This is a genomic window from Bacteroides cellulosilyticus, from assembly GCF_020091405.1.
In the GTDB taxonomy this organism is placed as follows: Bacteria; Bacteroidota; Bacteroidia; order Bacteroidales; family Bacteroidaceae; genus Bacteroides.
In genome coordinates, this window is the sequence record NZ_CP081903.1 from 3874727 (window position 1) to 3891378 (window position 16652).

A 16652-nucleotide genomic window follows, 5' to 3' on the forward strand; every position below is an offset into this window, starting at 1 on the left:
TTATGGCAATAAAGAAGACTCAATTATATAGCATACTTTGGGAAAGTTGCAATATCCTACGCGGAAGCATGGACGCAAGTCAATACAAGAACTATGTGTTGACTATGCTATTCTTGAAGTACATCAGTGACAAGGTACAATCCGATTCAGACATATTCTTTGACCTTCCTGAAGGATGTTCTTTCAATGACATCGTTGCTCTTAAGGGGAAACCCAATATAGGTGAGGAGATTCAGAAAAAGCTCCATGCCATAGCCCGAGCGAATCCTCGATTAGATCACATTATCAACGAAGCTGATTTTGATGACTCAACTAAACTCGGAACAGGGAAAGCTAAGGTTGATACATTGACAAGCCTCATTTCTGTTTTTCAGCGGGATTTCCTTGATTTTAGTAAGAACCGTGCTGGCGATGACGATCTTATCGGAGATGCGTATGAATATCTGATGAAGAATTTTGCGGCAGAGAGTGGTAAAAAGAAAGGTCAGTTCTATACTCCTGCTGAGGTTTCTCGCTTAATGGCTCGTCTGATAGGCATACATAAAGACAATCGGCCACAGATTTCTATATATGACCCGACTTGCGGCTCGGGATCATTGTTGCTTCGTGCTGCTGCGGAATATACCAAGCATCGTGACGGCGTTTCTATATTTGGCCAAGAACTTGATGGGGCAACACGAGGTATGGCGGTTATGAATATGTATCTTCATGGTTATGACGACCCGGAGTTGGAAGTCGGAGATACAATTGAAAAGCCGTTCCTCAAATCAACACCAAATCAGCTGGAAACATTCAACTATGTCGTTGCCAATCCTCCATTCTCTCAGAAGGGATGGATAAAGGGAGAAATTAAAATCAATGACACTTTCGGTCGGTGGGGAAATTCAGACAATCTACCTCCTATTCCTCCTGTTGGCTATGAAGATTACGCATTTTTGCTTCACATTATCAAGTCAATCAATTCGCAAGGGCGCGGAGCTTGTATATTGCCAAACGGAGTTTTGTTCCGTGGTAATGAAGAAGAAGCTGTTAGAAGGAAAATTATTGAGAAACGGTATATCCGAGGCATCATAAGTCTGCCTACAAACTTGTTTTTTGGTACTGGAATTCCTGCCTGCATTATCATTATTGACAAAGCTAAGACTTCGACATCAAAAGGCATTTTTATGATTGATGCTCGCTCAGGATTCGCAAAAGATGGAGCAAAGAATCGACTTCGTGAACAGGATATTCGTCGCATATTTGATGCATGGGAAACGCTTGAAAATCTCGAAAAGAACGGTAACCTTGATGATAAAGAGGAAGCCATACCTCATTTTGCCCGATTCGTACCTTACACCGAAATTACCAACGAGCGAAATGGCTGCAATCTCAATGTGTCACGTTATATAACGCTAGTCGATACTGAAATTCAGCAAGATCTTTATGCTCACCTCAAACTAAACGGAGGATTACCTGTCAAGGATGTAGAAGATGGATTTTCTTATCTTTGGCGACACTGTCCAACACTCAAAGACGAGCTGTTTGAGCCATTGGAGGAAAACTATTATAAACTGCGCGTCGGACGCAACGAGATTCCAAACACTATTATACACAATAAGGAATTCAGTACTTTAAGTGGATTCTTCTCTGATGCAATAGAAGAATGGTATAAACTTGTGTCACAACAGATGTTTGCGCTTGCTCCCGGATGCCAGCCTAAAAAACTTATAGCAGACTGGAGTGAGTCACTCCTTGAGATGCTCTCTGAAATTGATGGGCTTGTTGGCAAATACACGATATATGACATATTGCTCAACTATTGGAACTCAGCCATGCAAGATGATTGTTATCTGATTTCTCGCTATGGTTGGACGGTAGAATTGTCGTGTGATGTTCTTACAACCGATAAAAAGTCTAAAGAGGTAAAGTTTGTCCCTAAAAAGAATCCCACCTTCAGGGATTACAATTGCGATTTGTTGCCGGTTCATGTTGTTGTCAATCACTATTTCAAGGAAGAGAACGATGCGGTCAATGAAGCTGAAGAGCGTGTGTCACAACTCAAAGGTGAGATAGAACAGATGGAGGAGGAATACCCCGAGGAACTTAACGATACTGTTACCGAAATCATAAGTAAATATATCTACGCTATATGTCCTAAACCTTTGGAGGGAGAAAAAGATGTTTTAGAGACATATCTTGCTATTAACGAAAAAGGAAAGATTGGCAAAGAGAAACGCGAAGCTATTATCGCCAAAAATCGGAATGTATTCGATTGTCTTAGCGACATGAGTGTAAGTGCAATTAAATATCGATTGAAGGAAGTTGTTAATTATGCGGCATTGCCAGATGATACCATTAAGTTATATAAAAAATATATTGACTTTAACAGAGAGTTGGCTGATGCTAAGACAGATGTTAAACAAAAGATATCAAAGTTGACCAAACTTGTTGTTGCAAAATATCCTACTTTACAAGAATCGGAAATTAAGGTATGGTTGTCAACGACAAATGGCATACTGCTATAGTTGGAGGAGCAATTAGTGCGGCTTTCGATGTAACCGTGGATATTGAACAACAAGTTACTGCTCTTGTTGATCGTTATGCTCACCGCTTATCCGACATTGACGCTTCAGTACGAGATCTTGAAGAAAAAGTAAATTCTCACCTCGCTAAAATGGGTTTTGAATTATGATTGAAACTAAATTCAAACAAACAGAGTTGGGATTGATTCCTATGGACTGGGCGGTTTTCCGTTTAGGAACTATAAGCGACATTAAAACAGGTCCCTTTGGTTCTTCATTACACGCATCTGATTATGTTCGTTATGGTACACCAATTATTACTGTCGAACATTTAGGTGAACCGTACATACTTCATGCTACGAACACACCATTAGTTGGGGAAAGAGATAAGAAACGTTTGGCTCAATATTCTTTACGGACAGGCGATATAGTATATAGTAGAGTCGGTTCTGTTGACAGAAATAGTGTTGTAACCGAACAAGAAGAAGGTTGGTTATTTTCTGGACGATTATTAAGAGTCCGAAATACTTTTGGTTATAACGCATCTTATTTAGGCTATCATTTAAATAGTTATTCAGCAAAACAGCGTATCATTTCTGCTGCTGTTGGATTGGGGATGCCATCAATTAATACAAAAATATTAGGAGAACATTCTGTTATTCTACCAAAAGACGTTAACGAACAAACGAGAATTGCAGAAGCATTGAGCGATGTAGATAAGTTAATTCGTGAACTTGATACTCTGATTGAAAAGAAACGGTCTATAATGCAGGGGACTATGCAAGAGCTCCTAACCGCTCATTGCAGATTACCAGGTTTCGTCCATCCGTGGAGGAATACTTTAGTTGAAAAATGTTGTAAAATAACCACAGGAGAGAGTAACACTCAAGATCAAATTGAATCAGGTATATATCCATTTTACATTCGGTCGGCCACAGTCATGAGAAGTAATAGCTATATATTCGATTGTGAAGGTGTTATAACTATTGGGGATGGCCAAATAGGAAAGGTGTTTCATTATGTCAATGGAAAATTTGATTTACATCAACGATGCTATTTAATGTACGACTTTGATGATACAGATGTAAAATTCTTTTACTTTCTATTTTCATTTTTCTTTTATAATCGAGTTATTGCATTATCAGCAAAAGCAACAGTAGATTCCGTCAGAAGAAATATGATTGCAAAAATGAAAATAAATATACCTTCAACGATGCAAGAACAAAAAGCCATTGCCAATATTCTGTCTGACATGAATGATGGAATTGAAGCAATAGAGGCAAAAAGGGATAAATATATTGCAGTCCGTCAAGGCATGATGCAGCAGTTATTAACAGGAAAAATCCGTTTAATATGAACACGATACCATTAGTAGATTCGGAACGCACAACTCAAAATCGTGTTGTTAATCTCCTCCACGATTATTGTGGCTATCAGTATCTTGGATATAAACAGGATGCCGACAACCTTCCAATTATTCCTGAAATTCTCGGAAAGTTTATAAAAGATACACAACACGCCTCAAATACGGAGATTGATAAAGTTCTTCGCTTGCTCGATTTGGAAATAAGCCGATGTCATGATAAGGACACGTTGTTTCAGAGCAATCTGAACTTTTATAACTATCTGCGCTACGGAGTAAATATTCAAGGAGATGACGGACAAAGCAAAACTGTTAAGATTATTGAATGGTCCGAGGATGATGTGGCCGACAATATATTTTCTTTGGCAGAGGAGGTGACAGTTCGCCGTAATATAGAAGAATACCATACACGGCGTCCTGACATAGTAGTATATGTCAATGGAATGGCACTTGGAGTTATTGAATTGAAGAAATCAACTGTTAGTGTTAAAGACGGTGTGCGCCAACAGATTCGTAATAATGGTAGAGATAATGAAATATGCCATTTTTTTGTACCTGCCCAATTTCTTTTTGCCGGAAACGATAGTGAAGGAGTGCATTATGGTACAATACTGACTCCGGAAAAGTTTTGGTTACGCTGGAAGGAACCAACGGGTCAAAGTTATCCCAATGATACGTCCACTCCCGAACCAATTCCTGAGCTATTTCCAAGAACAGAATTTCCTAATGAACTTGATCGTTCATTGCTTCAGATGCTTGAACCGAAAAGAATTTTGCGTCTTATCCATGACTGCGTTGTATATGACGGAGGTATTAAAAAAGTTTGTCGTCCAAACCAATATTTTGCATTCGAGGTAGCAAAACCACGCATCCGCAATAAGCAAAGTGGTATTATCTGGCACTCGCAAGGTGCCGGCAAAAGTTTGATGATGGTATGGTTGGCTCAATGGATATTGGAGAATATGCCAAATGACCCGCGTGTTGTTATTATCACCGACCGTGATGAGCTCGACAAACAAATTGAGAATGGATTCAAAGATGCCGGTCATAAACCAATTCGTGCCAAAAGCGGAAATCATCTTCTTTCGATGCTGTCAGAAGTTGAACCTAATTTGATTTGTACCCTTATCCATAAATTCGGTATTGCAGGACAGGAGGAATCTGCTTTTTCTCCAGAGGAGAAGAAGCTCCGGGGAAAGCGCTCTCCTGAACAGTATATGGCTGCACTTGCCGAAAAACTGCCCCAAGGTTTTAAGGCTAAAGGCAATATATTTGTCTTTGTTGACGAATGCCATCGTACACAAGGTGGTATACTCAACAAAGCCATGAAAAAAATTATGGGCGATGATGTTATGCTCATCGGTTTTACCGGTACTCCATTGCTGAAACAACAAAAGAGTAAACTTACATCGAGAGAAAACTTTGGCAATTATATCCACACATATAAATTTAATGAGGCGGTTAAGGATCAGGTGATTCTCGACCTACGTTATGAAGCTCGCGAAATAGAGCAGAATCTTGAAAACGAACAGGCCGTTGACCAACTCTTTGAACACATTACACGCAATCTCAGTCCGAAAGCAAAAGAAGAGTTAAAAAGCCGATGGGCTGTAATGAAGAATCTTTTTTCGAGTCGTGACCGCGTGCGTAAGATTGTAGCCGACATTGTAAAGGACATGCAACTCATATCATGCCTTCGGGAAGGTTGGGGTAATGCAATGCTGGTTTGCGATAGCATTTATCAGGCTTATCGTTGTTGGGAGGTCTTTCAGGAAACACAACTTAAAGGACATTGTGCAGTCGTTTCAAGTTTTAACGGTAAAGATGCGAGTCCGGAAGAATCATCTTCGGGCGAAACACAAAGCGAGGCTGAATATAAAGCAGAGATGGCTAAAAAGATGTTTAAGGACCGCACTCCCGAAGAATTTGAGGAATGGGCTAAGACTCAATTTGTCGACCATCCAGGTGACATGAAACTACTGATTGTGGTAAGTAAACTACTTACTGGTTTTGATGCTCCATCGGCTACCTATCTCTATCTTGATAAGAAAATGGAGGGGCATGATTTGTTTCAAGCTATCTGTCGCGTAAACCGTACAAACAACGAGTATGAAGAAAAAGAGTTCGGGTATATAGTCGACTACAAACAACTTTTTAAGAATATTGAAGATGCGGTCAATGATTACACTACTGGAGCATTTTCAGATTACGACAAGGAAGATGTGAAAGGATTGTTAACGGATCGATTTGAGAATGCCAAGCGCGATTTGGACACGGCACTTGAACGTGTAGAGCATCTTTGTGAGCCTGTTGCTCATCCAAAAACGACCAACGAATTTTTTGATTACTTTGTATTCGACCAACGCAGCACGGAGCCTGATGAAGAAGAAGCTGCAACTATCCGAAGTGCCCCCATACGCGAAGCCTTCTATAATGCTGTAAAAATTCTTGTGACCCGCTATTCTGCAATTGCGCTTGAAATGGAGAGAGCTGGTTATACGACTGAAGAGGCGCAGACTATATTTGAGCGTATCAAGAATTTTGATAATATTCGGAATGCCATAATGCGCCGTGCCGGAGATATTGTTGACATGAAACTGTATGATCAGCAGATGAGAAACATACTTGATATGTATATAGATGCCAAGCCCTCGAAGGTGCTCGCCATGCTTGAAGACTTTTCATTTCTCGACCTTGTGCTTGACGGTAACTCAGAGGAAGCAGAACATGAGGCTGAGGAAGCACTTGGAGGAAAGGATGGTGTCGCATCAACGATTACTGCCAATGTTCGTCGTGTAGTTAACCGTAAACGTGAGAGTAATCCAGAAGAATATAGAAAATTCTCAGAACGCATAAACCGACTGCTTGCGGAGTATCGCCAAGGAGTTCTTGACTATAAGGAATATCTCAAAGCAATAGCTGAGTTGACTCGTGAACTTGGGAATCGTACATTCGATCCTAGACTCGACACTCAAGGCAAACAAGCATTATTTGATAATCTAGGCGAAGATGTTGCATTAACTCTGGAGGTCTATCAACTTATCAAAGTTAATGCTAAGCAAGGATTTAGGACGAATGATGTAAAGAAATCTAAACTTTGTAGGGCCTTAGAATCATTTACTGCATCTAAACCATTTGATGTAGATGACATCCTTCGTATTGCAATAAATAATCCTGAGTTTTAATGCACACCATAGAAGTAGCAGATATCGAAATTGAGGTTGAACGCAAATCCATTAAAAATTTGCATTTGGCTGTCTATCCTCCAGATGCGAGGGTACATATCTCTATGCCTGATTATCTGACAGATGATGATGCTAGAAATTTTGTCTTGCAAAAATTGGAATGGCTTCGAACTCAGATAGAGGAAGTTCTTGCACAGCCTCGACAAACGAAACGGCAGTTCGTATCGGGCGAGAGTCATTATTTATTTGGTCAACGGTATCAACTTATTGTAGAAGAGTTGCCTCACTATGCAAATAGTATGGAACTTAAAGGTAACAAACTTTATATGTTTTTGAAACCTGACACTTCTATTGAAACAAGAGCAGAACTAATGCGTACTTGGTATAGGTTGCATCTTAAAAAGGAACTGGCATCAATGCTCCAATATTGGGCTAATGAACTTGAAGAAAATCCTTTTGAATGGCAGGTCAAGCAGATGAAGACTGAATGGGGCAGTTGTATTCCCTCAAAGCGTCTGCTTATCTTTAATCTTGAGCTTGCCCGAGTACCACGTGAGTGCATTGAGTTTGTGATTGTACATGAGTTCTGTCATTTTAAAGTCGATAATCATAACAAAATTTTTGAGATGTTGATGACCAAACGTCTTCCGAATTGGCGCACTTTGCGCCAAAAACTGAATGCATTTGTAGCACTACCATACAAAGAATAACGCACACTTATGAATCGAATTATACTAATCGGCAACGGCTTTGACTTGGCACATGGGCTTCCTACTAGGTATGAAGATTTCATAAACTGGTATTGGGAGAAACGAGTTGACTCTTTTACAGGAAATATTACGTCCATATCAGAGGACTGTCTTTGTTCTATCAAAATTATTTCAGACAATTACAATCGTTGTTGGAATGTCTTTGCATTTTGTCTTCCTAAGTTTTTTAACAAACCGTCTGGTAAAGAGATTATTGATAGTATTGCCAATGACTCTAAGTCCTTTGAACTTTCATTGTCTCCATTTTTTTTAAATATATGCACTTCTATTGAAACCAAAGGATGGGTTGACATTGAAAAGGAGTATTATGACTTATTAGGAAATGCAATTATAAATCCAGACAACTGCGATTATACTATTTCTGAACTCAACAAGCAATTACATTATACTCAGGAACTTTTAGCTCAATATCTTTCTTCTATTACAACTTATAATATAAAGTGCAATAAGGAGATACAACGTCAAATTTATGGAAATATTCGTAAAGAAGATGTTAGTATTTCACAATTACAAGTTTACTATGACTACGTAGATTATTTAATCCAACAAGACAATGTGTACCAACAGTTACTCTGTAGATATGGTTATGAAGGTTCCGATAGGCACTTTATGGCAGAGGATATCAAACAGCTCAGAAAGCAGTTTGTAGGTTCGTCAGAGATAGAAGAAATTTACCTAAAGGATTTAATAATTCCTGAGAATATTATGCTACTTAATTTTAATTATACTGAAGTAGCAGACAAATATGGGTGTTTGAAAGTTGCATCTACAAACCATATTCATGGAGACTTGAATAATCCCGATAGCATAATATTTGGCTATGGTGATGAACTTGATGAGGATTATAAAGATCTCCTTAAACAATCAGATAATGAGTGTTTAAGAAACATCAAATCTATAAAGTATTTAGAGTCGGGAAAATATCGTAATTTACTTCAGTTCATTGAATCTGCTCCATATCAAGTTTATATCATGGGGCATTCTTGTGGCAACTCAGACCGAACGCTGCTAAACACCTTGTTTGAGCATAAAAACTGTGTTTCAATAAAGCCATATTATTATCAAAAAGATGATGGTTCAGATAACTATCTGGAAATAGCACAAAATATATGTCGTAATTTTACGGACATGAAGCTAATGCGTGATAGAGTCGTAAATAAAATGTTTTGTGAACCATTATCACAATATATTAAATGATTTTATATGGCAATATAGAAATACGAAATAGCACAGCAGAGTTCCTGATTTTTCAATTAGAGGGAAAAGAACCTTTCCATTAGTGTCATCAGTGTGTGAACAGGATATAGCTTTTAATTACGAAACAATAAATTATATGGTAGTATTGTAAGATTTTAGCGCATCAAGGATAATTTCGCTAGACTCGGAACCATTGATGACAACTTCTGGAAATATTAAAATAATGATGATAATATTTTTCGAATACTCCAATCTGAATATCATTTGCTGTAATTTTATCTATATTAATTTGTATATCAAAATTATATCATGTTCGTATGTATTTGTAAATTAGAGTTTCGAATAACTTTGCAAAATGATAATTTTCTGAAATTTTACCCGGTTGGATAAGTGTATGTGTCCAAAATACTTCGAGGGACAAACGGGGGACAAAAATGCGGAAAAAATAAGCAAACAAGAGAAAATATGACTCTCAAAACAGCTTATTTAACCTCTATTTAAGTGATTTTATGTCAATGTGTTATGGTTGGTTTTTTGTAATGCATTGATAACCAGCTGTTTGGGTTATTTACCGATGCGGAAAATGTTTTGTATAATTTTTGACTTGTAATAAATTGATATTTAATATATTATGTTTTTTATGAAATGCTTCGGGGGACAAACTGGAGACAAAAAATTGCTGTCCAAAAGATAAAAAGAGCAAATATAAGGTCTATCCCTTGATGTTTTTTAGGCCAATTTTTTTGTCCCTTGGAAAGAAAAACAATCTCGTTCTCATCATACGATGATATTCGAAGCACACTGCAAATATAATAAAGTTTAGTCTGTTTTTTGTATATCTCTTCAAGTTCTAAACTAAACGGCTTTTATAAGCTCGCAAAGCCATACCTATTTTTCTTTTGGCCAGCAAAATTGTTAAAGGAGACATTACTTTGTCCTTTCAGCTCTGTCTCTTTTCACCAGTCGTTGTTTGGGCTATGTGCTTTGGCGGCATATCCTCGGTTTTACCTTTCCCTGTTTTAGCCTTCTTCTTACTTCCTCCATTATTCCGCATATCCCTTTCGGGCTACTTGATGTGAATTGTGTCGCAAAGGTGCTTGTCATGTCTCTCTTGTCTGCAAGGTCATAGCCTTGGGTTCACAGCCAAATCTCCACCTTCTGCTTCACAGAGGTCGTATTTAGCCGTGAAACCTTGCATAAGGAGCCATGACACCTTTTGAGGCGACATAATTAAATCAAGCCCGAAAGTAGTAGATACTACAAGAGGGAAAAACAAAAGGAACTTATATACAAATTTACAGCAAACAAACTCCCTCCCCCCTTCGGGGTACTCCCTCTATAAACAGAAAGAGAGTTTAAATACTCCTGATCTTCAGTAAAAAATACCAGTTCCTCCTCTGTTTATAGAGGAGGTGGCGGCAAAGCCGACGGAGGAGTTTGAGTATCAAAACAAGCATCACCGACACATACTGTAAAGTAGTATATAATCACCAAACAAAAAACAATCTTAAAATTTAAGCATTATGACATTCAGAGAATTTATGAAAGAAAACGGTTACGAAGTACAAACAACGTTTTGGGAAGATTTTTCGATAGCAGAGCGATTTGGCCTTTCAGCTATTCAGGACACGTTCAATCGTGCTTTCAAAGAGTGGAAAGAAGATTACGAATTTTTAACCGAACTGGTATTGGTGCTTAACTATAAGATATGGCAATACCACGAAAAAAGACCGGAGTTTGCGGAACTCTACAATACCCTTTGGGAACAGACCGACCAATATGCGATGGAGAATCTGAAAGATGAAGAGCTAAGTTATTTCTTTGATGTAACGGATTAAGCGTAGGAGTGTAGGGAGCCGGCTTCGGTCGGGTTCTCTTCCGTGCAGATCCCTTTTTATTAGTGCGGATTCCCCTTTTATAAATTCCTTATATACCCTTTTTATTATTCTGCATACGCCTTTATCTACTCCGTACCTATCCCGAAAGCCCGGTTATTTTTGTCTGCAAAGTTCGATTAGCGTCTGCCAGTCCTGTCAAGGACCGCTTTGCTTGCTGTCGGAAAATCTTCCTCTCCGACTTTGTTGGAGAGCGTATTTTCCGCACCCTCCTTGCCTGGACAGTCCGCCAATCCCGTGGGCAGAAAAAATAATCAACCTTTCGATACAGTTAGGTATCAAAGGGAAAAAGAAAAATCAACTTGAAAACAACAGAGATTATGAGTACAGTACATCAAATAAGCCCTAACGGCGAAATAACAATGGATTATATAATGCAGCGTGATTTAACATTCAGATACATGTTGTTAGGGCGTTTACAAGTAGATTGCGAGTATTATCTTGGCTTTGGCAACAGAAATACAAAATGCCTGTGGGCTGGTAGCGAAGAACGACAACTTGATTTTATGATCAAACTGTATGATAGTTTCAGCGCAGACGAAAAACCGGAGTGGCTGACAATGGACGAAATTGTTGCATATGGTAAGAAGATGGCAGTGAAAGAATAGTAAAATTGAAGTGGAGAAAAAGTGCGGTAATCATAAAGATGACTGCCGTAAATGGGCAGAACTGGAATATACAGTTTTAGCCCTTATTTTTTGTGGGAGAGATTTCGCTGGCACGATCCCCTTTTATTTTACATTGTCATGTGTTACTGACATAAAATTGTGTTGCACAATTTTCGTTTCTATCGGAATAGCCATTTGTATCTTTTGGGGTTGGATTTACCTTGTTGGAGATTACGATTGCAGAATTACAGAAGCTACGCGAAAGCAAAGACCATATAGTATTAAGGAGGCAAAGCATAATTACCCGTTTGCCGGAGGAAAACACGTTGATCTGAAAGACAGGCGGTGGTGTGTATTGGGGTATATTGTCGCGTTGGCGAATGAAAAGGGTGGACGATTGGTATTAGGAATGGTAGATCATATGCCCCATGCGGTTGTCGGTTCGGATTTTGCAGAAAAAGAAGTGGGAGAACTCACAGATGAAATCTACGAAAGATTAGGAATGAGGATAGAAGCTACCAAACTTTACGAAGACGGTAAGCATGTGCTTGTACTATCTGTTCCATCTCGTCCCGTAGGTAGGTTGTTGAGATTTGAGGGCGTACCTCTTATGCGTACAGGGGAAAGCCTGCGGGCAATGTCCGATGCCGAGATTTTCAGGATATTGTCTGAACAGGAACCGGATTTTTCAGCCAAGATATGCGAGGGGCTTACCATAGAGGATTTGGATAAGGAGGCCATAGCAGAAATGAAAAACCAATATGCGCGAAAGCAGGAAAATCCGTTGTTTCAAAACTATCCCGACGAACAAGTGCTATCTGATTTGGATTTGTTGAAGGACGGGAAATTGAATTATGCGGCACTTATTCTGCTTGGGAAATCCGAAGCCATACGGAAATATCTCCCTCAGAACAATATCGTTGTAGAGTTCAGAACATATCACTCGATGATACAAGATACCGCTCGCAAAGAATTTCAGTTGCCGTTATTCATAGCGATTGACAAGGTATGGGATTACATCAACCAGCCTGCCAGCAACCCGCTTCTGCATTACAATGACGGCCCCTTATATATTCGATATACCATCGTTCAACAAGGAGGCAATCAGAGAGGCGATATTGAATGCTTGCTGCCACCGCTCAATGTTGATTTAGAGCGATGTCGTCATCAAGCAGTATCCCGATAGCATAACCATTACTAATGCCGGTGGCTTCCCGTCCGGAGTGGATATAAACAACATCTTGACGGTGAATAGCGTTCCCCGCAGTAAGTTGATGAGCGAGATATTGCAGAAGACCGGATTGGTGGAACGTTCCGGTCAGGGGGTGGATAAAATGTTCTACAACTGCATTATGGAGGGGAGAGTACTGCCTGACTATTCGGGAACAGACCCGTATCAGGTAAGTCTCACCTTCAAAGCTCCTATACTTGATACGGCCTTTGTTATTTTTGTCAGGAAGGTACAGGATAATAGAGCTGCGGCCGAGCAACTGAATGTCTTTGAATTGCTGGCTTTGTACAAAATAGCAATGAGGGATTACGAGGGGCTTGATGAAAAGATTTTAAGAAAATTGTTGGAAGAAAACCTTATCGTTTACGAAAATGGCTCTTATCATTTGTCCGAGGAATATCGGAATGAGTCAGCAGAAAGACTGAAAGGAATGAATATGAACCATCTCAAGTTGGTTTCAGACTGTTTTTATAAAAATGGTTATATAAATCGTTCTCTTCTCAAAAAGGTATTTCAAGACATGTTGTCCGAAAAATAAATTAGAGGCTTGATTTCAAAGATGGAAAATGCAGGGATTATACAGAAAGATGGTGCAGGCAAATATCCCCGTTATGTAAAAGCATCGGATTTTCCATCGATTGTCTAGGGCCGCAAGAATCAATTTTAGGGCCGTAAGATTTCAACTGTCTGTTTATCAGCTTATTTGATTAGGACCGCAAAAGTCGATTTTACGTCCACAAAGATTTCCGACAATAGACTGAAAAATATGAAAAATCCTTGTAATAATTTGGTGATTATCGCAGGGATTTGATTTTTTAGCACTCCTAATCAAAAGATTTAGATAAGCGGAGCCTTATGATCTACTTTCCATACAATGAGGAAATGTGTAGTTATACTGATACATGGATGGGTGAACTATATGAAAACGAGTATCCATTGGTTTCTAAAGGGGTATGGTCAGGAATAATCGATTTGAAAACTCATAAACTTCTGAATTCGAAGCCCGAATATGGCAGTTTGTATTTGCAAGCCAAGGTATGTGATAGTGGGACCTATTTCTTACTTGACAAAGACAAAAAGACAATATGTAAAATTGCAGATTATGTTCCTAACGGTTTAATTCCAGAGGTAGATGGTTGTGGCGATTATATTCGTCTTAGAATCAATGAGGATGACATGATAAATTGGTTTGAAGAACCGGACTTTTCTGACTTTATGGAAGACTCTGAGATTGTTGAGAAAATCGATGTGCACATTAAAGAAGAATCTATACTGTATACCAAAGTCGAGTTCACTTATAACCAGCTTATGGCAAAATTGTTTCGATTGCCTAAATTCATACAGATGGAAATAGGAAAGGCGTTGATAGCAAATGCTTCGGAAGAATTTGAAAAGGAAGAGTAAGAACATCCTTCTTGAGTTACATAGTTTATAGTAATGAACCCTGCTAAATTATATCTTCACTGATATAATATCTATATTCATATAAACTCAGTTTCTTGTTCTGTCATGCGGTATATGGAGTTTATTTACTAATTTTGCACTGATTTTGAAATAACATAAAACTAACAATGCAGAGAATTTGGATGGGCATACTATCAATCACCACAATTCAGGGTAATAAACGCTCGGAATGTGTGTTGAATGTTCATGTCTCCGGCATTGAATCTCGTATTGTAAATACTTTCCAGCGAACATAATAAAGTACATTTTACTATACTTTGATCTAGAATAGAGACTGAATGGCTGGAGAGTCTTTAGCAAACTTTTCAACTATTTTGTTTTATACCCATTTATGGCAGTTGCTTTTGTGATACTTCTCTGTCATTTCCGTTTGATGGGTGATTGATAACTTGATTATTAACGCGCAGTGATGCACATAAATTGAGAAGAAATAAATTATAAATTTGATGGCAGCAAGGTGTTCTTTACATCTGATACCCACTTTTATCACGGAAATAGACACTGTCTGGAATTTTGTGTAAATGGAAACAGGATTCACTTGTAAATTCTCTTATATCTGGATTCTGTTTTCAAATATAAGCATAAATTGGTTCATAATTTGAATCCCGTATTTTCCATTTACACAAAATATTCTATAGTGCCGAATTATACAATTTATTAGTGCTTCTCGTATAACACATGAGCAGATGTTTCTTCTTGTCGTATACCATCTTTTATCATAATAGGACGTGGTAAAACCTGTATCAATCTATTATAAACGCAGAAAGAAAAAGCAAGGTTGATGATAATACAGCAGGAATGCAGTCTATTAAGCAGTTAGGTGTTTAACTCATAATACTGCATAAGCAGAAAAAGGAGGTCCGCTAAAAGCTGCGAAAGACTTCAGTTCCCATATCGTTACTGATATAACAGGAACAAAAAACGGCACAACGGATTCTATTTCAGTAATTTGCACAGCTTTTCATACCTGAGGACAACTCGCTTGATATTAACTTTGTAACGATCAAAAAAGTATGGAAACGAGTATGGGCAGATCGACCTTCAAAATTCTCTTCTACGTGAAGAAGGGCAGCGAGAGAGCCAACGGCTATCTCCCCCTGATGTGCCGTTTTACGGTGGACGGCGAAATCAAGCAGTTCAGCTGCAAGCTGGACGTGCCCCCGAAACTTTGGGACGTGAAAACGGCACGTGCCACGGGCAAGAGCGCCGAGGCGCAGAAAATCAACGCGGCGGTTGACCGGATACGTGTGGGCGTGAACCGCCGTTACCAGGAACTGATGCTGTCCGACGGCTATGTCACCGCCGCCAGGCTGAGGGACGCCTGCCTCGGGCTGGGCGTGAAACGCGAGACGCTGCTGAAGCTCTTCGAGCAGCACAACGAGGAGTTCATCAAGAAGGTGGGACACAGCCGCGTGCAGGGAACATACAACCGCTACCGTACCATATACAGGCACCTGTGCGAGTTCGTCCCGAAAGTGTACCGCCGTGACGACATTCCCCTGAAGGAACTCAACCTGACGTTCATCAACAACTTTGAGTATTTCCTGCGTCCGGAGAAGAAATGCCGCACCAATACCGTATGGGGTTACATGATCGGGCTCAAGCACATCATCTCCATCGCTCGCAACAGCAGCGCGCTTCCCTTCAACCCATTCGCCGGGTACATCAACTCCCTCGAGAGCGTTGACCGGGGCTACCTGACGGAGCGTGAGATACAGACGCTGATGGAGGCCCCGGTGAAAAGCGGGACCTGCGAACTGGTACGCGACCTCTTCATCTTCTCTGTGTTCACCGGACTGGCATACGCGGACGTGAAGGCACTGACGACCGACCGGCTCCAGACCTTCTTCGACGGCAACCTCTGGATCATCACCACCGGCGCAAGACAAACACCGAGTCCAACATCCGCCTGCTGGACGTTCCCAAGCGTATCATAGAGAAGTACAAGGGGCTGTCCAAGGACGATCATGTATTTCCGGTACCGAGCAACGGCAGATGCAACACCATATTGAAGGAACTTGGCAGGCAGTGCGGTTTCAAGATACGGTTGGCCTATCATGTGGCCCGGCATACGAATGCCACCACCGTGCTGCTCTCGCACGGTGTACCCATCGAGACCGTAAGCCGTCTTTTGGGGCATACGGATTTGAAAACCACCCAGATATATGCGAGTGCGCCCAGAGTGGTCGCTTAATAAATACTTCTTTATCAAGAAGTTATGATTGGGTTCGATATAATCCTATCGTCAATCAGTTTATCCAAAGGGGAAACCCGATGGGGAGTGTAGCATACTGATTAAAGCTCCAAGTCCACTAATAGTCAAGTGGCGACTGAGGGGCAAGACGAAAAGACATACATAAGGATGAAGCCTTGATTGGTTGAACGATAGTTCGGTGGTACCAAATCTTGCAACAACGGAAGACTATTATACATAC

11 protein-coding genes and 2 pseudogenes are annotated in these 16652 nt (G+C 39.9%); all 13 read left to right on the forward strand.

Annotated features, from left to right (window positions below):
- The first annotated feature begins 2 nt into the window (after positions 1 to 2).
- The gene (locus K6V21_RS14215) at positions 3 to 2507 is read left to right on the forward strand and encodes a class I SAM-dependent DNA methyltransferase (protein WP_224319020.1); all 2505 of its coding nucleotides are present in this window, start codon (positions 3 to 5) and stop codon (positions 2505 to 2507) included.
- Entirely contained in the window at positions 2474 to 2674 is a 201-nt protein-coding gene (locus K6V21_RS14220) for a hypothetical protein (RefSeq protein WP_224319021.1), read from the forward strand. The genes K6V21_RS14215 and K6V21_RS14220 overlap by 34 nt, the downstream gene beginning before the upstream one ends.
- Complete coding sequence (locus tag K6V21_RS14225; protein ID WP_224319022.1) at positions 2671 to 3861, forward strand: restriction endonuclease subunit S; 1191 nt, start codon at positions 2671 to 2673, stop codon at positions 3859 to 3861. The genes K6V21_RS14220 and K6V21_RS14225 overlap by 4 nt, the downstream gene beginning before the upstream one ends.
- Positions 3858 to 7052: a type I restriction endonuclease subunit R gene (locus K6V21_RS14230; RefSeq protein ID WP_224319023.1), complete on the forward strand. Its 3195-nt coding sequence runs from the start codon at positions 3858 to 3860 to the stop codon at positions 7050 to 7052. Before K6V21_RS14225 ends, K6V21_RS14230 begins: the two co-directional genes overlap by 4 nt.
- On the forward strand, positions 7052 to 7762 hold the full coding sequence (locus tag K6V21_RS14235) for a M48 family metallopeptidase (RefSeq protein ID WP_224319024.1): 711 nt from the start codon (positions 7052 to 7054) through the stop codon (positions 7760 to 7762). Before K6V21_RS14230 ends, K6V21_RS14235 begins: the two co-directional genes overlap by 1 nt.
- A 9-nt stretch (positions 7763 to 7771) precedes the next feature.
- Positions 7772 to 9019: an AbiH family protein gene (locus K6V21_RS14240; RefSeq protein ID WP_224319025.1), complete on the forward strand. Its 1248-nt coding sequence runs from the start codon at positions 7772 to 7774 to the stop codon at positions 9017 to 9019.
- 1523 nt (positions 9020 to 10542) lie between these two features.
- Positions 10543 to 10857 carry a hypothetical protein gene (locus tag K6V21_RS14245; protein ID WP_224319026.1) on the forward strand — a complete coding sequence of 105 codons (315 nt, stop codon included), beginning with the start codon at positions 10543 to 10545 and terminating at the stop codon, positions 10855 to 10857.
- A gap of 377 nt (positions 10858 to 11234) precedes the next feature.
- Positions 11235 to 11522, forward strand: a complete 288-nt coding sequence (locus tag K6V21_RS14250) for an LPD11 domain-containing protein (protein ID WP_224319027.1) — start codon at positions 11235 to 11237, stop codon at positions 11520 to 11522.
- A gap of 157 nt (positions 11523 to 11679) precedes the next feature.
- Entirely contained in the window at positions 11680 to 12708 is a 1029-nt protein-coding gene (locus K6V21_RS14255) for a helix-turn-helix domain-containing protein (RefSeq protein WP_224319028.1), read from the forward strand.
- Positions 12709 to 12715: 7 nt separating this feature from the next.
- Entirely contained in the window at positions 12716 to 13291 is a 576-nt protein-coding gene (locus K6V21_RS14260; protein WP_258771452.1) for an ATP-binding protein, read from the forward strand.
- Between the two features lie 317 nt (positions 13292 to 13608).
- Complete coding sequence (locus tag K6V21_RS14265; RefSeq protein WP_224319029.1) at positions 13609 to 14157, forward strand: hypothetical protein; 549 nt, start codon at positions 13609 to 13611, stop codon at positions 14155 to 14157.
- Between the two features lie 490 nt (positions 14158 to 14647).
- A pseudogene (locus K6V21_RS26750) lies at positions 14648 to 14734 on the forward strand (metallophosphatase); the annotation flags it as partial.
- A gap of 496 nt (positions 14735 to 15230) precedes the next feature.
- Positions 15231 to 16387: pseudogene (locus K6V21_RS14270) on the forward strand (site-specific integrase); the annotation flags it as partial.
- Between the last annotated feature and the right edge of the window lie 265 nt (positions 16388 to 16652).